This window comes from Aequorivita sublithincola DSM 14238 (genome assembly GCF_000265385.1).
GTDB lineage: Bacteria > Bacteroidota > Bacteroidia > Flavobacteriales > Flavobacteriaceae > Aequorivita > Aequorivita sublithincola.
This window is the reverse complement of record NC_018013.1, coordinates 2,738,550-2,761,945: the sequence shown is the minus strand read 5'-3', so window position 1 is coordinate 2,761,945 and position 23,396 is coordinate 2,738,550. Positions and strand designations below refer to the sequence as shown.

The 23,396-nt window shown below is 32.1% G+C and carries 19 protein-coding genes and 1 pseudogene; 3 read left to right on the top strand and 17 right to left on the bottom strand.

The features are described 5' to 3' along the window. Nucleotides 1-59: 59 nt before the first annotated feature. From AEQSU_RS12680 to AEQSU_RS12665, 4 genes are all read right to left on the bottom strand, one after another. Nucleotides 60-701 (bottom strand): response regulator transcription factor, encoded by a 642-nt coding sequence (locus AEQSU_RS12680; RefSeq protein WP_014783267.1) that lies wholly within the window; start codon nt 699-701, stop codon nt 60-62. Continuing rightward, complete coding sequence (locus tag AEQSU_RS12675; RefSeq protein ID WP_169313462.1) at nt 698-1,366, bottom strand: sensor histidine kinase; 669 nt, start codon at nt 1,364-1,366, stop codon at nt 698-700. Before AEQSU_RS12675 ends, AEQSU_RS12680 begins: the two co-directional genes overlap by 4 nt. Nucleotides 1,367-1,461: 95 nt before the next feature. Then, entirely contained in the window at nt 1,462-2,109 is a 648-nt protein-coding gene (locus tag AEQSU_RS12670; RefSeq protein WP_014783265.1) for a hypothetical protein, read from the bottom strand. Between the two features lie 9 nt (nt 2,110-2,118). Further along, entirely contained in the window at nt 2,119-2,832 is a 714-nt protein-coding gene (locus tag AEQSU_RS12665) for a hypothetical protein (RefSeq protein ID WP_014783264.1), read from the bottom strand. A gap of 249 nt (nt 2,833-3,081) precedes the next feature. Here AEQSU_RS12665 and AEQSU_RS16230 point away from each other — a divergent pair, with 249 nt between their 5' ends. The 3 genes from AEQSU_RS16230 (at nt 3,082) to AEQSU_RS12645 (ending at nt 5,665) form a co-directional block, all read left to right on the top strand. Continuing rightward, nucleotides 3,082-4,329: a hypothetical protein gene (locus tag AEQSU_RS16230; protein ID WP_014783263.1), complete on the top strand. Its 1,248-nt coding sequence runs from the start codon at nt 3,082-3,084 to the stop codon at nt 4,327-4,329. A 70-nt stretch (nt 4,330-4,399) separates the two neighbouring features. After that, on the top strand, nt 4,400-5,218 hold the full coding sequence (locus tag AEQSU_RS12650) for a hypothetical protein (protein WP_014783262.1): 819 nt from the start codon (nt 4,400-4,402) through the stop codon (nt 5,216-5,218). 27 nt (nt 5,219-5,245) lie between these two features. Beyond that, nucleotides 5,246-5,665: a hypothetical protein gene (locus AEQSU_RS12645; protein ID WP_042492017.1), complete on the top strand. Its 420-nt coding sequence runs from the start codon at nt 5,246-5,248 to the stop codon at nt 5,663-5,665. Between the two features lie 97 nt (nt 5,666-5,762). Here the strand turns inward: AEQSU_RS12645 and AEQSU_RS12640 are convergent. The 13 genes and pseudogenes from AEQSU_RS12640 to pgi form a co-directional block, all read right to left on the bottom strand. Then, nucleotides 5,763-6,479, bottom strand: a pseudogene (locus AEQSU_RS12640) (YifB family Mg chelatase-like AAA ATPase); the annotation flags it as partial. A 709-nt stretch (nt 6,480-7,188) separates the two neighbouring features. Next, nucleotides 7,189-9,903, bottom strand: a complete 2,715-nt coding sequence (locus AEQSU_RS12635) for a WG repeat-containing protein (RefSeq protein WP_083834450.1) — start codon at nt 9,901-9,903, stop codon at nt 7,189-7,191. A gap of 35 nt (nt 9,904-9,938) precedes the next feature. Then, nucleotides 9,939-10,208: a hypothetical protein gene (locus tag AEQSU_RS12630; protein WP_042492014.1), complete on the bottom strand. Its 270-nt coding sequence runs from the start codon at nt 10,206-10,208 to the stop codon at nt 9,939-9,941. A gap of 169 nt (nt 10,209-10,377) precedes the next feature. Continuing rightward, nucleotides 10,378-12,057, bottom strand: a complete 1,680-nt coding sequence (locus tag AEQSU_RS12625) for a hypothetical protein (RefSeq protein ID WP_014783258.1) — start codon at nt 12,055-12,057, stop codon at nt 10,378-10,380. 59 nt (nt 12,058-12,116) lie between these two features. Then, on the bottom strand, nt 12,117-13,238 hold the full coding sequence (locus AEQSU_RS12620) for a hypothetical protein (RefSeq protein ID WP_014783257.1): 1,122 nt from the start codon (nt 13,236-13,238) through the stop codon (nt 12,117-12,119). 67 nt (nt 13,239-13,305) lie between these two features. Continuing rightward, nucleotides 13,306-13,680 (bottom strand): hypothetical protein, encoded by a 375-nt coding sequence (locus AEQSU_RS12615; RefSeq protein ID WP_014783256.1) that lies wholly within the window; start codon nt 13,678-13,680, stop codon nt 13,306-13,308. A 57-nt stretch (nt 13,681-13,737) separates the two neighbouring features. Continuing rightward, nucleotides 13,738-14,847, bottom strand: coding sequence for a hypothetical protein (locus AEQSU_RS12610; protein WP_014783255.1), 1,110 nt, complete (start codon nt 14,845-14,847; stop codon nt 13,738-13,740). Nucleotides 14,848-14,916: 69 nt separating this feature from the next. Continuing rightward, on the bottom strand, nt 14,917-16,488 hold the full coding sequence (locus AEQSU_RS12605; protein WP_014783254.1) for a toxin-antitoxin system YwqK family antitoxin: 1,572 nt from the start codon (nt 16,486-16,488) through the stop codon (nt 14,917-14,919). A 146-nt stretch (nt 16,489-16,634) separates the two neighbouring features. After that, nucleotides 16,635-18,170 carry a toxin-antitoxin system YwqK family antitoxin gene (locus AEQSU_RS12600; protein ID WP_014783253.1) on the bottom strand — a complete coding sequence of 512 codons (1,536 nt, stop codon included), beginning with the start codon at nt 18,168-18,170 and terminating at the stop codon, nt 16,635-16,637. Nucleotides 18,171-18,438: 268 nt separating this feature from the next. Next, nucleotides 18,439-18,840 carry a toxin-antitoxin system YwqK family antitoxin gene (locus tag AEQSU_RS12595; RefSeq protein ID WP_014783252.1) on the bottom strand — a complete coding sequence of 134 codons (402 nt, stop codon included), beginning with the start codon at nt 18,838-18,840 and terminating at the stop codon, nt 18,439-18,441. A 538-nt stretch (nt 18,841-19,378) separates the two neighbouring features. Further along, nucleotides 19,379-20,020 carry a DUF4291 domain-containing protein gene (locus AEQSU_RS12590; RefSeq protein WP_014783251.1) on the bottom strand — a complete coding sequence of 214 codons (642 nt, stop codon included), beginning with the start codon at nt 20,018-20,020 and terminating at the stop codon, nt 19,379-19,381. A gap of 112 nt (nt 20,021-20,132) precedes the next feature. Next, nucleotides 20,133-21,674: a YifB family Mg chelatase-like AAA ATPase gene (locus AEQSU_RS12585; protein ID WP_014783250.1), complete on the bottom strand. Its 1,542-nt coding sequence runs from the start codon at nt 21,672-21,674 to the stop codon at nt 20,133-20,135. A gap of 118 nt (nt 21,675-21,792) precedes the next feature. Further along, a complete protein-coding gene (gene pgi / locus AEQSU_RS12580) occupies nt 21,793-23,370 on the bottom strand; it encodes a glucose-6-phosphate isomerase (protein ID WP_014783249.1) in 1,578 nt (525 codons plus the stop codon). Nucleotides 23,371-23,396: the final 26 nt, after the last annotated feature.

Below are 23,396 nucleotides of genomic sequence, written 5' to 3'. Positions count from 1 at the left end.
TACTATGTGAAGTGTTTTTTGGTCTTAAAAATACGTTAAAACGAGTCTTCTAAAACCTATCATTCAGAATATCCGTTCTTAAGCGCATAAACTGCTAAACCCACGCGTGATTTAAGCTCTAGTTTTTCAAAAAGACTGTCTCTATAATTTTCAACGGTTCTGGGGCTGCAAAACATTTTTTCAGAAATTTCCCGGTAGTTCATTTCAGTAACGGTGAATCTTAGAAATTCTTCTTCACGTTCCGATAGGTTTATTTTTGATTGTGTATTAATTGTATCATCACTAATGCTTGTAAAAACTGTACTTCTAGCCCATTCTGGAAAAAAATGACCATTATCAACTATTCCGTTTAATGCTTTTTCTAGGTCGGTGGGATGGATATTTTTGAGCATATAACCCTTTGCTCCGTTTTTAATCATTTTAATTAGACTTTGCTCATCCTCTTGCATACTTAGAACCATTACCAAAATATCTGGGTGGTTTATTTTTATCCATTCCGCAGTTTCAAAACCATCCATAATAGGCATACTAATATCTAATAATACTATGTCTGGCACGTTTTTCAACTTTAGTTTTTCCTGAAAATCGAGTCCGTTTTCACAGGTATATATCACTTCAAATTGGTTAAAATTTGAAATAATTCCACTCAACGCATTGGCAATTAAAACGTGATCGTCAATAATAACTATGGTGTGTTTCATGATGCTATCAAAATTTGGATAGTTAGTGTTGTTCCTTGGTTTTGTTGACTTTCTAATTTGAAAACTCCTCCAATTAATTCTGTTCGTTTTTCAATGTTTTTAAGACCTATACCATTTGATTTTACATTGGTAACGTCAAAACCTATTCCGTCATCTTCTAATTTTAAAAACAGATTTGTTTGTTCTTTGTATAAAGATACCTTTATATTTTTACAGGCTGCGTGCTTAATGCTATTCTGAATAAACTCCTGTGTTATTCTAAATAATACACTTTTTATTGTGTAGTTATCTACTTTTACTTCGTCTTTATTTGTAAAGCTAACTTTAGCTATATTTAAACCGTTTATCCTATCGCATTCCCTTTTTATTAGTGTAGGAAGTGAATCTGTATCTATGGTATTGGAAGTTAAAGATTTCGACAATTCACGAAGGTCAGATAAGGACTGGTTGATGATATCACTAATATTTGAAATATTTTGATTTATATGAGGGGCTTTATTTTCAAAAGCCAATTGTTGTGCATAAAGGCTTGCTAGAGTTAATTTTTGTCCCACATTATCGTGAATTTCTCTACCTATGTGCTTCATGGTTTGAGATTGAATCTCCATTTCTGTTTCCAGAAGTTGTTTTTTGTGACTTTCGTCAATATTAAGAATCTCAGACATATGTGCTTTCTTTTTAGCTCTATATTGTTTTACAAAAATGATTATTCCGCTTATAAAAACAATAAGCACGATATTGAAAATAATAAATGATATAGTTATGATTGTTCTTTCCCCCATATAAACGAAGCTATAAATAGTAAATACATAATACAATTCGCTGCAAGAAAATATACATAATAATATTCAACAACAACCTTATAATCAGCATATAAGTATTTTTGAAAAACATGAAAAGGAAGAGAGCCTAAATAAAATAATATTACTCCAAAATTTATATAGAACATTTTATTCTTTCGAAATTCAAGAATACTGTCATCCCGTATCTGCTTTCTATACTCAAGAACTACTAAAACAGAAAGTATTAAAGTACCAACATTTAGGCTAAAACTTATTGCATCGTTGGTTTCTTGAAAAAAATATGTAATTAAAATAGTTGCGATATACACAATAGAACAAGTAATAAATAGTTGTTTCTTTCGAAGTGATTTACTTGCATAAAGCCAATAAAGAAATATAAACTCAAGAGGGAGTCCAAAAAATAAATTATAAAATTGGTTTACATTAACAGGAACAGGAAGAATATAAGTCAAAACATGCTCTTGAATAGAAATAATTACCAGATAAACAGCAAACCATTTCCAATAACTATTTTTCAATCTGAAAAAATAAAAACATCCTGTTAGTGCCGATAATAATTGAAATACTAACAGGATTTGTTTTATTGTGTGCCAAAGTTCTTCCATGATTATTATTTAGAATCCAAGACCTATTTCTCCAAGAGGTGGATATAAATTACCATGATTTTGAGCGCCTGTTCTTTGTGATGTATTTTGATTAGAGCTAGATGACTTTTTTATACCAGCCAGAGCAAACGTTTTTTGAGGATTAGATGCTTCCGAGTTTTCATAATCTAATATTACTCCTAAACCATCACTAAAAGTTCTTTGTTCAAGAGGGTTAAAATCTACATCCACATTGTTCTTATTGCGTATTGTGGGAATCATAACCAATGTATGGTGATCTTCATAATCACTTCCGGAAAGCCCTACCAAATCTGGAAACAATCCCCAAGAAGTTGTATCCGGATAACTGGCATAATAAATACGAACACCTAAATCTGTCCCAGAAATTGAAGCATCTTTCTTCTTGGTTTCTATTTCTAAATGATATAAAAAAGCCTTTAACGTTTCTAAATCAAACCAAATAGCTCTGGTATCTCCTTTTCCCGCCGTAGTTGTAAATCTATTAGAAGTGTCATTATTAATAACGCTAAGCTGATTGCTTTTATAATTATTTGACATTTTGTGCACGAGTGCCACTGCTAATTCACTCATTGGCTGATTGCTATAATCTAGGCATAACCCTTCTTCTTCGCCTATTTCTAGGCCATTTATATAATAGAGTGAATAACCTAGTGTCAGTAGCAGTGCTACAATTATACTTTTTAATGTTCTTGTTGAATTCATAATATTTGGTTTTAATTATTAAAGTTACTTTATATTCTTGCCAAATGTAGCAACAGGGCTAAGTTTTCTACCCCGTTGAAAAACTCAAATCGATAGGGTTAAACAACCCTTTTAATTTCCGTTGAATATACTTGCTTATTTAAGTTAATCACTCATCGATTGAACCTCAATGCTTTATGATATTTGTAAAGCAAAACAGGGTAACCGAAAACTGTATTATAGAGTAGGTAAACTTAAATATTAGGAATTATGAAAAAACAAGCAAAAAAGGTTGAAAGTAAAAAAGCAACTGCGCTTCCAAAAGCACTTAAGGTTAAAAAAGATCTTGATAAAGGAAGTTGTAAGGAATGGACAGAAAAAACCAATGCACTACTTGAAGAATTAGCAGCAGCTAAAGTAAACTCTTTATCTCATTGCGATGATGATGAAAAAGGTTGTGGATGTGGTGGTCATGGAGGTTCAACATCTAGTGGAGCCAAAACAGATTTAATTGTTTTGATTGATACGAGTGGTTCAATGGGTACATCGGCTAACGCAATATCCGATGCAGTTTCAGTTGCAATTGAAGAAGCAAAGAATTCATGCAATCCGGATTTAGAAATCACTTTTTTAGGGGTTGATGGCATTTGGCCTGGAACTGTTTTCACACAAAGCCATCGCGATTATATTGTAGGACTACACGGAACTGTACCATTGGCTGGAGATAGACCTCCTTCTGGTTATAGTACCGAATTAGGAGCAAATGCTATTGAAGATTTGTCAAAATACGCTAAGTGGAGAAAAGACGCATGCAGAGCAATTTTTTATATAAGTGATGAAGAACTGGACGGAAGTAGTCCGAGAAACGATTTTGCACAAGAAACAGCAGAAACCAATGCCGCAATTGCATCTGCGAATGCAAATAATGTTACCGTTTTTGCACATCATTTAACGTATCAAAATCTACACGTAAATATTTTAGAAAACTATAAGGATTTGTGCCACGATACTGGCGGAGAAGTATATTTCAGCAGTACTCCAAATATGGAAGAATATATTAAACTTTTAACAGAAGTAATCTGTAATGCTTGTGGTGTGGACAGATGCAAAGAAGCTGACTTATCTAAAATAGAACCTTGCATCTCAATAAAATGGGGAGATAGTGATTGTGATTGTATTGAATCTTCAGATTATGAAGTAATGACAATTACGGTTTGTAACTGCTTCACAAACTTAAAATTCTCAAACTTTAAAATCTCTATGATTGAAGTTTTAGACACAGATGGCAATGCAGTGCCTACGCTACCTAATGGCACTCCATCTGTGAAAATCCACCCTATTGGAGTGTACTGTTTTGGTGACATTGAACCTTGTTCTTGTGTTTCCAGAGAGTTTGTTATTATAAATGAAGGTGCAAAAGAAGGCAAGTATCAAATAAAGCTTAGAGGTGTTTGCTTCGGTATTACTAAGATGGAAGAAACTGAGGCATGTTTCTCTTTTACAATTTGTAAAGATTAATTTTTTGTAAAGGAGGAAGCCGAAAATCCTGTATTAAATAGAGTAGGCATTATTTTAAATATTAGAAATTATGACAAGTTCAGAAGAAGCAATGAAAAGAGCAGGCGATGTTCAAAATTTAGGCTTTGTGGAATTCACTTCAGATTTAGTGAGAAATGTATATAAAGTTATAACAGATTCTACATTAGACCAATTAAAAGCATACGGAGAGTTAGTACAAACCGTTTCAAAACCATTAATTGAGTATCAAAAAGAAGTTACGGGTATTACTTTTAATGATAGTGAAATGTTAACTGCTGGCAATAATGATACGCAACTTAACAATTATATTAATGAAGTTTTGGGTTTAAGTACAGATTCGGCAGAAGTTCCACTTGATGACACACAAATAAATGTATTGAATGAACAATTTACTGGCGTCAAAATCAAAGACGGCGAAACATTTAAAGATATGAAAGAGTCAATCGATAGTGAAAAAATAGCTAAAGTTGATTTGCAAAAATTTGTATATCAAAAACTAGCTGAAACAACTAAAGAAAGTTATTCAATGTTAGTCACTATTTTAAAGTTGGGAATGCAGAAAGTTGAGGTTGTTGATGGTCAGATTCACACGAAACTTGTTTTTCATGTCGATTCTACAGATCAAAAATCATCAGATATCCGAGATGTTGAATCAAAAGCTAGTAACTGGGGTGTTTCAGGATCTGCCTCTGCTAGATGGGGATGGGGAAGAGCAAATGTAAGTGGTAACTATAATTCTAGTGCTGTAAAAGTGCGAGTTGTTAATGAAAAGTCATCTTCCGCAGTTAATATGAAAACAGATATAATAGGAAGTGTAACCATTAATTTTAGAAGTGGTTCGTTCCCATCAATCGACTCAAACCAATAAGATATGGAACTATCAAACTTTATATCAATGATACAGTACGAGATTTTAAAGAGCTTTGATTTTGCTTCTATTATGCAGGATAATATTCAAGAAAACGAAACTACAAAAATTCAGCTAGCCATTGAAACTGCTGAAGTAGAGATTCCTTTAATTTTTGATTCTAAGAAGATAACCACAACTTTAAAGAATGATAAACTTGACAATAAATACATAGCAAAAACTTCGATTGATATTCCGTTTAATACAGATTTAAGTAAATTGAAAGTTCAAAAGCCTTCGATGGTGAATTTAGATTCTGTAAAAAAAAGTAGCGCAATAAGAAGTACTAAAACAGAAGGAGATGTTATTTTAGTAAAAATTGCAAATTCAGACAGTAAAAAGGATTCTGATTTTGATAAAAGTTTAATTGGCAAAATTAAATTAACTATTAAACCCATATTAAAATAGACTAGAATTATATATTACTGAAGCCCTAATAGGTTCTGCCAACCTATTAGGGCTTTATTTTTTATAAAAAATCAAGGTGATAATTTTAATACTCTCTTCATCCAAACCACCCATCCCGATCCAAACTCCTATACTGAATAGCCTCAGAAATATGATTGCCAGTAATGTCTGGAGCTGCCTCCAAATCTGCAATAGTTCTAGATACCTTTAAAATTCTATCATAAGCTCGTGCAGAAAGATTCAATTTTTCCATGGCGGTTTTTAAAAGTTGTAGCGAAGATGGTTCCAACTTACAATATTGGCGGATTTGCTTTACGCCCATTTGCGCGTTATAATGTACTTTATCAGATTCTGCAAACCGTTCAGATTGTAATTTTCTGGCTTTTGTAACTCTTTCGCGAACAACAATGCTTGATTCTCCTTTTCGTTCGTCGCTCAATTTTTCAAAAGGAACTGGAGTAACTTCTATATGAATGTCAATTCTATCCAAAAGTGGTCCAGAAACTTTACTTAAATAACGTTGCATTTCTGCTGGCGAAGACATTATGGGAGCGTCTGGGTCGTTAAAATAACCACCCGGACTTGGGTTCATACTCGCAACCAACATAAAGCTGGAGGGATACGTTACCGTAAATTTTGCTCGTGAAATTGTAACTTCGCGATCTTCCAAAGGTTGTCGCATTACTTCCAAAACGCCACGTTTAAATTCAGGCAATTCATCTAAAAATAGTACTCCGTTGTGCGCTAAACTTATCTCGCCAGGTTGCGGATATTGACCGCCACCGACAAGGGCAACATCTGTTGCTGTATTATATGTAGTGGATGATTTAAACGTTAATGAATAAAAGAATAAAGCAAGCAATAATGCTTACTGTGGTTTTAATTTTGATGTTTTTTTTCAATTGCCAGATATGTTAACTGTATAAACACCATTAACATTCTATCTTTTATTTCTTTGTTTGAAGTTTTATATAATTGATAGAGCTACTTACAATATTATTTCTTTGCTTTTTTTCAAAAAATAAAATTTCCCAATAAAGATTAAAGGTTTGGGTAAACTGGGTTTCAAGATTAATTAGGTATTACTAAACTTTGCTCTTTAATAATGTATCGCTTCGAGGGAGTTCATAGTTATATGTGCGTTCTATATAATCACTTTTGAAGCACTTACCACCGAACCATTTCTCTATCCATAACAGTAGGAAATCAGAAGGATTTTATATTACGTTTTGATTGCTTGTTCCTCCATATTGAATTTCCAATTGATTTAATAGTCTATTATCCGCAACAGTAAAAAATCCAGAGAATTTTTATTTCAACGTAAATATTGGAAATTGCTTTTCGCAATTTTTCGGATCACTTGTAGCTAAAATGTTTATTGATATGAAATCGTTTAAATGTTTTATATCAAACGATAGTTTATATTTGAAGTTAGCGGTTTTTTGAATAATTTAAATCGCAAAACAAACAAAAATGCCTTAAACTAAATTCAAAATCTTACAATCGCATCATAAATAAATGGGCTAAAATCTACTATCATAGGGTAATGGTGCATTAGGGAAATCTTTTTCAAAGCGATTTTGAGAATGATATTCTTCAACTGCTTTAAATCGCTTATTGTATTTAAAAGGAAGTAAAGTTTTTCCGTTTCTATCCAAAAGTCCAAATTTGCCGTCCTTTACTGCCTCAATAATATAGTCCGTCATACCCCAAAATTCATCATATGTTGGCTGTATAATTATTGAGTGATCTAAAATAGATTTAGTTCCCCATTTTCCATTATTTGATTTAAAAGAGTAATAGCCATAAAAATATGAGCCTAATTCTGTTTTTATATTATCTAAATAGAAATTAAAATCTTCATCTAGTATTCCATAATTACCGCTAGTATCGTTAAAAATATGGTAGCGCATATCATAATCATAAAAGCCAGAAACATGTAAAAAACTTCTATCTATTAATTTTTCTCCAGATAGGTTTAGAATTGTGTAATTATCACCATTTCTCCCAATGTAACCAGTTGGTTTATAAGTATTTTTACTGGTTTTTTTTAAACATTCCCTTATTTGCTCATACTCTGATGGAATAATGACATCAAAATTGTTGTTTAAAATTCCAAGTTTACCATTTTCTAAAACTCTAAAAATTGCAGAATTATGATCACCTCCATTAATGTCTCCATATTCACATGGTAAAACCAGTTTTCCATTATTATCTATCAAACCGTAGTCTCTTGATAGCCATTCACTATTAGGTATTTTTTTTCTTAAAAGAACCCTATAATATTTATTTGAATTTGTATATATTGGGTCTATTTGGCTATAGATTGGCGAAACTATTTCTACGCTATCTTTAGCACGCATTAAACCAAAAAGATTATCCTTTTCAAAAGAAAGCAGATAGTTTTTTTTTATTTTTTTTTCAGTATTTTCTTCGACCCAATCATAAGCAATAGTTTTTATTTTTCCATTATGGTCGAAATCTATAAGTTCTTCTCCTTTTTTAAATCTTATATATTCAGACCTTATTTCTACTAATTCATCATATTCATGTGGTATTATAAGTTGTCCTTGTAAATTACACAAACCAGTTTTATTGTTTATAGTTGTAGAGATAAATTTTACATCTTTATAGTCTTCACCCACAAATTCAATTTCTTCATATTCTGAGGGTAAAATTACATTGCCTTTAATATCCATCACGCCGTAATAATCTATTTCATCCTTACGGAATTTAATAAGTTTTTTATCAATATAAAATTCCTCACCAGAATAGATTACATCTTTTAGTTTTCTAATGATTTTACCATCTAAACCTAAATGAAAATTACCTTCAGACTTAGATCTTACCCAATAGCCATCTTTACCTAAACTACTTGCCACCAAGTATTTTATAGGTATTACTTCTTGGCCTGAAGAATTTATATAACCAACTAAATCGTTTCTTCTTACATACGCTAACCCATTTTTAAAACAGTCGGCATAATCATAGATAAAAGGAATTTTTATTTTGTGCTCTGAATTTATAAACCCATATTTATTTTTAAACATGTTTTTAATTTCATCAAAACTACTATTGAAATCATCATCTGTTAATGATACTGGAATAATCTCTTTATTATCAGTGCAGCTATTTCCTTTTTGCTTTTCATACTTCTCTGTTAGAATGATCATTATTTTGTCCAATTCTTTAGCGACACCAATTTTAATGCTTTCATCCAATTCTTTTTTTTCATCGGCAGCTACTTTATCAAGAGCAACTTGATGAGCATTTGCCATACCTTCTTCGTATTCAATTTTCCATTGGTTTTCACGTTCTGCTTGTTTTTTAGCGGCTCTTCTTTTGCCATTTTCTTTAAAAGCGGCCTCCATTGTATTGGCTAAATTTTGAACAGAGTTTTGAACGTTTTGAATGCCTGCCGCATTTTGCTCTTTTGCCAGTGCAGTTCTTTTTTCGGGGCTATCCACCCAATACATGTCTGACGGTTTTAATTCTCTAGCTTTTCTAGCCTCATCTATTCTTGCAAATTCTTGTTCTCTTTTATATCTAGCTTCAGCTCCTTTCAACGATGCTTCAACAATTTTTCTTTCATTGTCTACATGATTGTTGTATGTTTTTTTATTCTCTAGTTTATCTTCAGAATTTTCATTTTTTTTGGATTTATAATATTGATTGGTTATTGATGATAAATCTCCAAAATAGTTGTTATCAATATAAATACTATTCATTTCAACATCTAAATCTTCGATGTTATCTCTATTCTTTTTTAATTCAAATTTTTCCACCATTTCTTTGACTTGCTCTTTGTCAAAATAATATAAATCTAAAGCGCCTTGTCTTACTGCTTCTTCTTTTAAATTAGTGAACCTGACAACAGTCGTTCCATTTCCACCATTCCATTTTATAAATAAATCAAAACGAACGTCACCTTGATGATTTTTTAAAACAAGAGGGAATTGATTTGCTACAGGACTGTCATAAGTGTTTATCTCTACCATATCTTTTTCTCGAAAGCGAGTAATTTTATAATCCATTATTCCTATTTTCAAGACAATATCACCCATTCCTTGATTCCATAATTGATATTTTATTTTCGCTTCATAATTATAAAAACCGTCATTTGCATAACCAGAACCTTTTATTTCTTTGGTATATTCCTTGGTGCTTTGAGAAATTACTATTGAAGGGAAGAATAGTAGAAAAATTAAATAGCGCATAATTAACGGTTTAGATTTCATAGTTTTTAAAAATAATCAAATCTTTTAAATCTTTTTTATTTTTTTATGAGGACATTCAAGTCAGACCATTCTACATCTTTAAATGATATAAGTTCTGGAAAATCAAATGGATCATCATCTTTTATTTCAGCATCTCTAAATTCAGCAAAAAAAGTACTAATCTTTTCGATAAATAATTCTGTTGTAAGTTCAATCGAATAATTTAGCTCAACAAAATCTTGCCACCTTTGCATTTGTCCAAAATTCATTACTGGAACTTGGACAATTTGGGGCAGAATTTCTATATTTTCAACTAATACCTTCATAGGATGATGACTATTTTGTGAATAAAAGGTCGTACAGAAAATACGCACTTTCGTTTCGGATAAATACAAATCAAAATTTTTAATTTAGTGTCTTCCAAATACACCCGAACCCTTGTTTTAGTAACTACTCGTTCTATTAAATATATCCCTAGCCAGCTAATTATTCGATTTATAAAATTTTAAATCTAGTGCTTTTATGCAACCAGGATTTATTTTCATCCACTACATACGAGTTAATTTGAAGTGGATTACCCAAATCATCAAAAAGGAATTCATAATTTCTTAATTCAGGGAAACTTGCGTTAATAACAAGTTTATTGGGTTGATAATTCAATGAAAAAGTCTGTGAATTTTCATAATTAATCCCTCCACTTTCAGAAAAATCTTTCTTATTTTCTTCTATTTTAATTAATTGATTATCTTCATTGTAAGTAAAATTTACAACGTCAAGAATTATTAAAGTATTACTATTTATATATTTTGAATAATCGATGTTTTCTACATGTTTATCTTCTAATTCTAAATCTAAAAAGTAGATAGCTTCGTGTTTTTCTATTTGGATTATAAGGTTATTCTTATAACTATAATTAGTAGCTATAACTCTTGTGCCATCAACATGAGTTATATTTTTTTTCGATTTAATCGACCCATTGCTGTTATAAGTCGCTAATTCTATTTCCTGATCATTATAATCATCTGTTGTTACTATTTTTATTAAATTATTGTTCTTATCATAAGTTAAATCCTTGGAATAGGTAAGCACACTGGTACTTTCAAATACATTGACGATTCTCTCTTTTTCCACCTCATATATTTGATATTCATATTCTGGGAAGTCGCCAAAATGAAATAATTGGATTTTATGTCCTTTTTTTGAAATGCTATCAATTCCAATATGATCTACTATCGGCTTTCGACTGATTTTTTCATTTTTAAGAAGATGATTTTGAGATGCAAAATTTGACGTATCGACACTTATAATTCTCTGTTGTGGGTCATAAATAGTATGAACACTTTCAACATCTTTTACGCTGCCATAATAATTATGCGGATCAAAGAAATAGGATTCTGAAAAGAAAAATAGAAGCTCTTTTTCTGGTGATGGAAATTCTGGATTTTCTAAAACTAATAGGTTTTGAATTTCCGCTTGGTTGGTTCTATTATTTAAAATACAAGACGATGAATTAGTTTGTGCTATTGCATTGTTTGCTATTAACAAAACCAGAGCAAGAAGCGATTTTTTAAAGAAAGTATTGTTAATCCACTTTTGAAAAGTTTGAAATGGGTTTTTTGTTTGTGTTGAAATTATTGATTCATACTTATACTCAGAAATCCATTTGAACTTACATACGTTGAAGCCATCAAAGCATTCTATTGGTTTTAAATCATATGCAGCCAAAGTCATTATAAATCGAGCCAGACCACCAAAAGGATAGTTACCTGTGGAAAATTTAACAATGCCCAAACGCTCATTCATATTTTCAAGACTATCCATATCCACTTCAAAACCAAATTCTAAATAATTAAATATGGAATATATATCGTGACTACCAAACGATTCTAAATTTTCAGTATCACTTCGTAAATAATTTTCTAAAAATATGTTTACATAAATTGGTAGTAGTTTTTTACATCGATATATTTCGGGTTCTACCTGTTCATCTAAAAAGGTATTTAATTCAACCATCGCGATATTGATTTCCGCTTCGGTCATAGTATCCCAATCAAAATTTGGGCCTTCCTCGTCAAACTTAAAACCGGGCTGTCTTACCATAACCATATGGTTATATAATTTCTGAAAATCCTTGTATTTAGAAGAATCTTGTATTTCAAATTTTATGTAAAGCATGATTTATAAAGCCTTTATGTTCTTCATATTTATGTGCTAAATTTCTTGAACGAGTTAATTTAGTCTTTGCAACGTTCTGACTCTATTTTATATTTATTTCTAACATAAGTCTCCGCTAACGCTCTTATTTTATCTTTTTCCTGTGGTGCAATTGCTCTTAAAATACGAGAAGCATAATTATAGATATACGCGTGCGCCTGAAGACTATAACTTTTCCCTTCTTTTTGCATAGTGGCGTATTTAGATAAATCATCTGAACCATAATAGTACGATTCGTCATCTACCCAAACAAAGTTATTATCAGGCAATACAAAAAATTGGATATTGCTATTGTTTTCAGCTTTATAAAAAAATGGAACGCTATTAAGTTGCGCTGCATCTTGTTCTTGCAGTTTATTTAAATTGGTATTGAAGTCCTTTAAATTTATAGCTGCAAAAGTTTGTGTCTTTAGGTTTATAATGCTCCAAAATGATTCAGAAAAATCATTTCCTTCTTGATAGCGTTGAAAATTAACACGTACAAAATTTTCAATTTTTACGCTACTAACAAGACTTATAGAACCATTAAAATCTGTCCATTTCTTTTCTCTAATTACTTTATTGTTTTTTACTTCTGTGAGCGTTAGATTGCCTTCAGCAGATACAGCTAAAATGTTGTTTTTATCTACAATTAAACCACTTGAAGGTAGTGCTGCGTGATCGTCTTGATAGATGCTTTTAGTGTAGGTATCTTCAATATTTAGATTCTCATTGAAGGTGAACCTTTTCGAAACTGTGGTTCTCGGAATTAAATAGCCGTGCTTGTTTATAAAGACGTCAATTTTAACATTATCTATAGAGGAGTAATTTATTTCATATTGATACGTAACCAAAGTGGTTAATTCATCCGATTCTTCATCTATTTGGTCAAAATATTGTGGCTTCAAATCTATACTGTAAAGTCTCTTTTCAACCTTACTTAATATATAAATATCGCTGAGTTTTTGTTTTTTGTAGGGTATAACGCCAGTTGTTTTATATAGATAAGCGGCGCTGTCTTTTAAAACAACATATTCATTATTTGAAACTGGCAAAATAGCTTCTTGTACATATTGCACTTGAAGGCCGTCGTTTAAAACGAGTTTTTGTGCCTTGGCTGTTAGCGTTATTATTAAAATTAGGAGTAGGATTAAAAATCTCATAAAGCAGCTAGAGTTTGTCTGGTTATTGATACAGTGACTAAAAACGAGTAATAAACAAATTTCTTTACTATTGTTCTACTTCTTCATCATTTATATACACCAAATAATCAGTATCAACTAGACCTTCTATAGTATATTCGTATTCCTTATAACACAAACACATACAAGGATTACTGGAATAATGTTCATATTCTAGATTGAGAATATTTTGTCCGTCCGCATCTTTTTTAAAACTTATTGATTGTGAAACCTTATCGCAGCAATTCCTTAGTATAGCAATTTTTATTACCAAGGTGTCATTAACTTGCTTTCTGGACAATATCTCCTTTTCAATATGTCTTTCTTCTTCACAACTAGATACTTCAAAATTTACTAATCTAACTTCTTGGCTTGTTATTATTGAGGTTGTTAGTAAGAGAATAATCGTTGCTATTTTTTTCATAATTTCTAATTTATAAGTTTATAGGAATGCTGTCTTTAAAATCTTGAAAATCCTCTCCTATTCCTTTTCAACATACATCTGGAATAAGTCCTTAAGCATTTTAAATATCATTGCATTATCCTTTTTTTCTACTGTAATATCTGCTAATTCCCCTTCAGATTCTAAGGGTCCACCTGGTTTATCCACAATGATAATTTTTGAATTCGCTTCATCAAACGACCAGCGCACATCAATTAAATAATCCTGTAAGTAATAATGCGCTATGAACAGCGAAATGGAACCATTTGCGTTTATTTCAAATTTTGCATTTGTCAACGCTTTTCTTAATGGTTCATACTCTTCTTTATCGATAATATTATCTACATTTTCAATAGTAGCGGTGTTAGAAACTAATCTTTTCACTCTCCATGTACCATACAAATCGGCTTTATCGATTTTTGATGTTGCATCATTATCAGAATCTTCAAAATATTCGATTTTCCACGTATGAGTGTAAGGTTTACCTGTTCCTGTTTCAATAGTCTCAATTACATTGCCGTAAGAGTCAAACTTATGCTTATAATGTGTATTACCAGAAATTCCAGAAAATGTAAGGTGCCCGTTTGTATATACCTTTCTTCTCGGTGTCATATCTTTAGTCCAATGAGTAAAAACTTCAAGAGTTTCGTTATTAACCACATAACTATCGTGCGCACCATAGTCTCTCCCTTCAAAATTTGGCATATTGGTTCCTCCATCAACCGAATGTATTAATCGATCATTGGAATCGTATGTATATGTTGTATAATCATACTTATTGCCCGCGTAGATAAGTAGCCCTTTATCATTGTATTTATAATTTGTTATTATATTCATAGTGGCTATTTTAGTTGTTATATAACCTAGGCTATTTACTTTATATTTATAACCATGAGAATCACTGACAAGTTTACCGTCTATATAATTGTAAGTGGTTCTTCTATTTAGACTTTCAATTAAAAAGCCATCTTTATTAAACACGTCGTGTATATATCTCAATACAGGCCCTTTTAGATTAAAATGTTCTTTCTTAAATTTAAAGGCAATAGGATTATTCGGAGCATTTATAAAGTCTACTTTTTGACAAAAAATAGGACTGGACAGACTACTACAGAATATCAGAATTAATAAGGAGATTTTAGTTTTCATATATTGCTTTTTACATTTTTAATGCGTTCTAATAAAACTAGAATAGTGTATGGAATAATTTAGCATCCATTATTTTTGAGACACCACTTTACCTTCTTTAAAGGTATAAGTGGTTACAAGTTTACCACTCATATCATACTCTTTATAAACACCCGAACCATCTTTAATGGAGCCGTAATCCAGATTTTTACCGTTTGGATCTTTGCATATTAGCACATTTAATAAAACATCTGGATATTGAAATTGTAATTTAGTTTTAATAGATCCTGAAGGATAATAAACGATTTCCTCTTTTATTCCTGTGGATGTATCAATATGAAGTTCCTCCTGCAACATCCCATCAATGTTATAGTTTTTTTGGTCTATCGCAATATTTTGATAATAGGTAGCCGTTTGAATTGTGATATTTTTTCCATCTTTTTCAACCGTTGTAATAAAATCCCCAACCTTTCCTTCCTTGGTAAATGTTCCAGTCTTTTTATATTGGTATGTATTATCGTTAAAAGTGATTGTTCCGAATTCAGTATATGGTCCATTTGGTATCCCATATTTTAAAGTTGTAATTGAGCTAATTTTGCCTTCATCGGAATATTGATAAAGTGTACCATTACCATCCTTTAAAGTACCATAATCTAGGCTATTTCCATTAGGATCCTTTGCAGAAACTATATTGTGGTATTTTGAATCCTTTTCAATGAATTTCATTTTAAGATTACCATTTGGGTAATATTCAGATATTTCCCAAACAGATTCTATTCCAGCATCTGGCAACGCTGTTGAAAATCTTCTTAATGTTCCATCATCAAAGTATTCTTTCATTTCAGTAATATCATTATCATCATTGTATGAAATTAAGCCTATTACCTTCCCTTCTGCATTATACCTTTTTATAGCGCCAGTAATTTTTTTATTCCTTATAAGGACTCTTTCATAAACATATTTATTTCCATCTTGGACGTAGTAAGTAATAATTTCACCATCTGGAAAACCATTTACATACATACCCACCTTTACTAAAATAACATCATCAAATTTTTGTGTTTCCGTAAATATTCCATTTCGGATACCCTCAGTGTAGTTCGTGATTTCTTTAATAGTTCCGTCCTCGTAATATTCTTGCCACTCACCAACAGATACTCCCTTTTCGTAATTTTTTATACTCCGTAAGCTTCCATCTGGAAAGTATGATTCCCACTTACCAACCGGAGTTCCCTTTATCCAATAACTTGTGCTTTGCAATGTACCGTTCGGATAAAATTCCTTCCACTCACCATTTTCCAAACCATTTATGTAATCTCCTTTTTTAGCTATAATTTCCCCTTCTCTAGAATTATGATAAAAAGTCCAAGTTCCAGTTTTTTCAAAATCTTCATTTAGCTTACCCTTTTCTTGTAGAATTAATGGCTTACCGCTGGCAATGTCTTGAATAAAATACACCCTTGATATTCTAGTATCATAATTAAAATATTGGGCTGGTCTATCGTCCGAAAAAGCTCCATAATATTCCCATTCGCCTATGGGGACACCTTGACTATTTTTTTCTCCATCTTTCTTATATATATTATCTGGATTATACTCCCTTATTTGTGAAGTTGAGGCAGCACCTATAAATAGGCATATTAAAATGAGTACATTTCTCATGTTGAAAGTAATTTTTAGATTAAACCTTTTATTCGTTATTGATAATCCGGGTTTCAGACTTTAGCTAAATCTCCCTTATGTGCAAATTCCAAGTTTTTCAATTAGTCTGAATCTTGAGGTGAAAAATATAAACCATCCATAATAGCTTACATTTTTCGCTTTATTTTTTCAATCAGATTTTCTGTTGAGGTATTATCTTCTTCTGCTTTTTCACCTAAAACAATTGATTCTTTTGCAATTGACAAAGCTTTTGTGTAATTACCAGTTCTATACAACAATGAAGCATAAGTACCGGTGTTAAAACGATTTTTATCCAGTTCAATGGAACGTTCTACCCATTTTAGTGCAAACTCTAATTCTGCAGTACTGCTATCTTCATTTTCATACACCTTCCATGCACAACTATTTAATCTCGAGGAATATTCTCCAGTCCAATAATATATTATGTCACAATATTCACCTTGAATGGTGCCATCAGCATAGTGTGCCTTATTGATTAAGGTGCCATCTATATATTCATTTAAAGTACCATTACCATTTGAAAAAGTGCCTATTGGGAGCGGATTTCCTTCCTTGTCATTGTATATTAACACATTTTGTAATTTACCGTGTATGTAATCAAACTTTTGGTATACCGTGCCATTTTCATTTTTAACAATATATTCTTCATTTAATTCACCTTGATCATCGTATATTTTTTGGTAATGAAATTCTCCATTTTTATAAGATGATGTCCATACACTTATTTCGTTCCCTGTATTACCGTTATATTTACCACTGTGACTTATTTGCCCGTTGTCGTGATAATATTTCCAAAAACCAACCCTAAAACCCGTGGCACCGTTATATTCTCCTATTTCCCAAAGCTGACCATTGTTGTGATACTCCTTCCACTCGCCAGTTCTATTCCCACCTCTTTCGGTATAATTGCCTATACTTTCAAGTGTACCATTTTCGTGATATTCTTTCCAAACACCTGTTTTCATCCCATTTGTATAGTTGCCTTCTCCGCGTAAACTTCCATCATCACGATATTGTTTCCATAGACCTGTATAATTAAGATCCTTATCTATCTTTCCTTCTGAGGATAACTTTCCGTATTTATAAAACTTTTGGGTAAACAAAACAGGATTATAGATGGTATAATTGTTTTGATCTAAATACATAATCCATTCTCCTATTTTTTCATCATTGCTAAAATTTCCAACTTGTTGTAAGTATCCATTGAATTTTAAAAAAATACTTTCATCATATATTTTCCACTCGCCCGTTCTCTTATCATTACTATAACTTCCTATTAATTCTAGAAATCCATTTTCATTATAAAATTTCCATTCGCCAGTTCTTTCGTACTTATCATTAATTTTTCCATATTTCTCTAATTTTCCATTCGTATAAAACTTTTCTTCTTTGGTATCGTAATTGAGTAAAAAATAATCTCTAACATCATCATCGCCAATATAAAATTTGCCAATTCCAGAAGCATTACCATCGGTATAACTTATTTCAGAACTAATTCGCCCACTTTCTAAGTAGAATTTCCAATTGCCTGTTGCATTTCCATTAGCATCCCAAGCACCCTCTTTTTTTAGGTTGCCGTTGTCGTAATATTCCTTTTCGACCTGAGAGTATAAGCTAGTTGCCATTAAAAGTAATAAGAGAATAGTTGATAAATATTTCATGATGTTCTATAAATTAGTTTGTTAGTATGAATAATTAATAGTAAATTTTGATAATATGTTTTTATAAATATGATAATTGTAGTTGAAGCAATAATCTGTTTAGATTTAAATCATGATTAGAAACTGGTAGTATATCAAATTACCTATATGGTTAAAATTATTCTCGATTTTAAACTCATGTTTAAATACCACATAAAATTTCTTTCGGAGAATATAATTCGCTCCTCATTGAAAAACTTATGAAATTAGAATCCTGGGCATAAATTTTCTAAAATCCACCCACCGCCTTTCCATTCTTGAAAAAGACTGTCCCTAAATAATTTCCATCTTTATCAAACCCTGCCATGTATCCATTTCCATTCTTGAAATTACCCCAGTCCAATTCCTTCCCATTTTTATCCCTATACTCCAATATCGTGTATGGTAGACCTTTCTTGTAAATATACTTTTCAGAGACCTGGCCGTTTTCATCATATCGCGTCAAGAATCCATTTTTATTTTTGTCAAATTCTGTTTCAGATTTCAATTGACCATTATCATAATATGTACTTTCGATATTATATTCCACTATTTCTCTTACTTCAACTAAAACCACTTCGTCGTTGTTAACTTGAGAGAATATTGGTGTGGCAGATACTAGTAAAAAATATATAGTTATTGAATATTTCATGATTTTAGATTTTATTTTGTTAAAAAATCAAGGTCGCTCATAACGAATTGGTAATTATTCTGATTCTTTCTACAGAGTTATTTATAATAGGATTATTAATAATATTTCAATTAAGAAATTAAATGAGTAGATATGATATATAAAGGATTCCAAATTACAATGACTAAATCACACCTCAAATACCTACTATTGGGTATTTTTAAATCTAAGGTTCAGATTTTATGTGGGAGAAGTAGTGTTGGAAATGGGCCTTTTTCATTTAGTAGATGGTTTATTTCTAATTAATAGAAGAGAATAAATGAATAGCCTCAATTTTAAATATAAAAAAGTATTATCAATATTTTAACACGATAAGCTCTTTAAAATTGAAAAAAGTTTGAATTTAACAATAATTTCTTAGAAAATAACCTGATTTTTTGAGTTTAAATCCTCCCTGTTTTTGAGAAGCGATTTGTGGAATAGACCGCAAATTTATTCTTTACCAACCTGTAAAACATTAGTGAGATATGGTGCGGTAGGTAATGCAACCAATAGTTTTCTAATTTTCAAAATCTAATTTAAGAACTAACTCATGACTATTTATTGAAATTTTTTGCTCTGCAATTACTTCTAATTCATCCCAAGCACCAGAATCAATTTTACGTTTTTGTTCACGAACAAAATCTGTTATATCTTCTATTGAAATAATCCATTCAGTTGCAAACTTTTGAAGGAGTTTGCCTTTAAGACCAATTTGTATCGCTCTCCGTTCTAATTTTTCACCGTTTGGAGCATGGTCTGGATCCCACTGTAATCTGACTTCAGAATTTTCCATTTGCGATTTCCAATTTTCTGGTGTCTTGTAAATTTTCTCATTGAAGGCTGAGTGAACTCCTTCTGAGAGTAGTATTTCAAAATTACTTTTTGAAATTTCTATTGCCAATATGTTTTGTTCATGCTCTTTCATTGCCCACCCTGCGCGATACATCATCCATAAAAAATTGGGTTTTATCCAAGACATTCTTGTGAACTTGTAGTGGGGACCGCCAAACTTCTGATTCTCTATTGCCCATTTAGAAATATTGGGATTGAAAGCTTGATAAACAATTATATTTTCATTGTTAGTCTGACCAATTATGTGCTTACCAATTTGGGGAAGATCCTTCTCATATTGAGCGTATTTAATCGTTTTTAATTTCATTGGTTGAAGGATTAAAAATAACTTGAAAAGCTTTAACGGATTGATACTAGAAGAAGATTATAGTGCGATATTTTTATTAAAAAACTGAATTCGAAATATTGATGGTATATTTTCATCCAAACCAACCATCCCGATCCAAACTTCGATACTGAATGGCCTCAGAAATATGATTGCCGGTTATATCTTCAGAAGCCTCCAAATCTGCGATAGTTCGCGAGACTTTCAAGATTCTATCATAGGCTCGTGCCGAAAGATTCAGTTTTTCCATGGCGGTTTTTAAAAGTTGTAGCGAAGATGGTTCCAACTTACAATATTGGCGGATTTGCTTTACGCCCATTTGCGCGTTATAATGTACTTTATCAGATTCTGCAAACCGTTCAGATTGTAATTTTCTGGCTTTTGTAACTCTTTCGCGAACAACAATGCTTGATTCTCCTTTTCGTTCGTCGCTCAATTTTTCAAAAGGAACTGGAGTAACTTCTATATGAATGTCAATTCTATCCAAAAGTGGTCCAGAAACTTTACTTAAATAACGTTGCATTTCTGCTGGCGAAGACATTACGGGAGCGTCTGGGTCGTTAAAATAACCACTCGGACTTGGGTTCATACTCGCAACCAACATAAAGCTGGAGGGATACGTTACCGTAAATTTTGCTCGTGAAATTGTAACTTCGCGATCTTCCAAAGGTTGTCGCATTACTTCCAAAACGCCACGTTTAAATTCAGGCAATTCATCTAAAAATAGTACTCCGTTGTGCGCTAAACTTATCTCGCCAGGTTGCGGATATTGACCGCCACCGACAAGGGCAACATCGCTAATAGTATGATGCGGACTTCTAAAAGGTCGCGAAGTCATTACTCCAGCCTTTTCCATAGTACGTCCGGCCACGCTATGGATTTTTGTAGTTTCCAAACTTTCCTGTAAAGTCATCGGTGGTAAAATACTTGGCAATCTTTTGGCAAGCATTGTTTTTCCTGAACCTGGAGGACCAATTAAAATTATATTATGACCGCCGGCTGCTGCAATTTCCATACAGCGCTTTATGGATTCTTGTCCCTTCACATCGGCAAAGTCAAATTCAGGGTGTTCAAGGTGATCGTAGAATTCAGCTTCCATATCAACGATTGTTTGCTCTAACGGCACACCTTCATTGAAAAAATCTATTACTTCTTTTATGTTTTCAATTCCATAAACTTCAATGCCTTCAACAATCGCGGCTTCTTTTGCGTTTTGCTTCGGAAGAATAAACCCTTTAAAACCTTCTTCTTTTGCTTTAAGTGAAATTGGTAATGCACCACGAATGGGCTGCAAATTTCCGTCTAGGGAAAGTTCACCCATAATTATATATTCTGAAAGTGGATTATTTTCTTCAATCTGCTCCGTAGCAACAAGAACGCCCATTGCCAAAGTAAGGTCATACGCAGAGCCTTCCTTCCGAAGATCGGCAGGAGACATATTTAATATAAGTTTCTTACCCGGAATTTTATAACCGTTGTTTTGAAGTGCAGCGGCAATGCGGAAATTACTTTCCCGAATGGCGTTATCTGGCAAGCCAACCAAATGGTAGCCAACGCCACTATCAACATTCACTTCAACAGTAATTGTTGTTGCTTCTACACCAAAAACGGCGCTTCCATAAACTTTTGTGAGCATATCTATTTTTTATAAACGGGGGAGTTTATAGTTGAAAGATACTAAAAAAATGGGATTCGTGATTCGTTAATTCGGGATTCGTTAAAACACTACTATCATTTGGCAAGAAAGAATTATCTCAATCTTTTTTATTACCAAAAACCTTTTTTAAAAGGTTTATAGTTGAAGTGTTTTCAATCTTTTCTGGGTTATTTTTTTCAATTGCGTTCAATGTTCCTTTTGCAACAGTTTTCCCCAACTCCACTCCCCATTGGTCATAGCTAAAAATATTCCAAATAATTCCTTGAACAAAAAGTTTATGTTCGTACATCGCTATAAGGCTTCCAAGATTTTTAGGAGTCAGTCTTTTTATTAAAAGTGAATTTGTTGGCTTGTTTCCTTCAAAAATTTTGAACGGGTTTTCTACAGTTTTAAAGTGCGTGCCTTCCCATAAAGCTTCTGTCTGTGCAAGATAGTTTGCCATTAAAACATTATGGTTATTCGTATTGCCAGCTAAGGGTTCAGCAAAACCAATAAAATCCGTCGGAATCAATTTGGTTCCTTGATGTAAAAGTTGAAAATAAGCGTGTTGCGAATTACTGCCTACATTGCCCCAAACAATCGTTCCTGTTTGATAGTTTATTTTTTCGCCATTTAGGTCAATGCTTTTACCATTGCTTTCCATTATGGCCTGCTGAAGATAAGGAACAAGTTTATTTAAGTATTGCGAATATGGAACAACCGCTTCACTTTCTGCTTTAAAAAAATTGTTATACCATACTGAAAGTAAGGCTAATATAATAGGAATGTTTTTGCTGAAATCTTCGTTTTTGAAATGTGTATCCATTCCAAAAGCACCTTTTAGCATTGCTTCAAAATTCTTAAATCCTACAGCGCAACAAATAGAAAGCCCAACGGAACTCCAAAGTGAAAACCTGCCTCCTACCCAATCTTGCATCGGAAAAATGTTTTCTTCGGAAATACCGAAATCTTTTGCGCCTTTTTCATTCGTTGAAACAGCCACAAAATGTTTTTCAATATCAGCCTTTGAAGCGTTTTTCAAAAACCAATCCCTAACAAATGAAGCATTTACAATAGTTTCCTGAGTTGTGAAGCTTTTAGAAACAATGATAAAAAGTGTTGTTTCTGGATTTAAAGTTTTAAGTTTTTCTGAAACGTCATCGCCATCAATATTTGCAATGAAATGTATTTTTAAATGATTTTTATAAAACTGAAGTGCTTCCACAACCATTTCTGGTCCTAAATGACTGCCGCCTATACCTATGTTCACTATGTCTGTAATCCCCTTTCCTGTAAAACCTTTGTGATTGCCGCTAATAATTTCTTCAGAAAAAAGTTTCATTTTTTGAAGTGTGGTTTTCACTTCAGGTTTCATATTTTCAAAATCACGTAAGGCAGTGTGAAGCACGGCTCGGTCTTCGGTTTCGTTAATTTTCTCTCCCGAAAATTGTTGGGCTATGGCTTCTTTCAGCTCTACTTCTTCAGCGAGTTTTAATAAAAGTGAAATAGTTTCATCAGTAATTCTGTTCTTGGAATAATCTAAATAAAAATCTTGCCATTCAATCTTAAAACGCTCTGCGCGATCAGAATCCTTTTCAAATACGTCTTGCATTTGAAGGTTTTCAATTTTCTGAAAATGTTCTTCAAGTGCTTTCCAAGTTTCGGTTTTAGTAGGATTTATTGAGGGTAATGACATTGTGATTGCAGATTGCAGATTTTTGA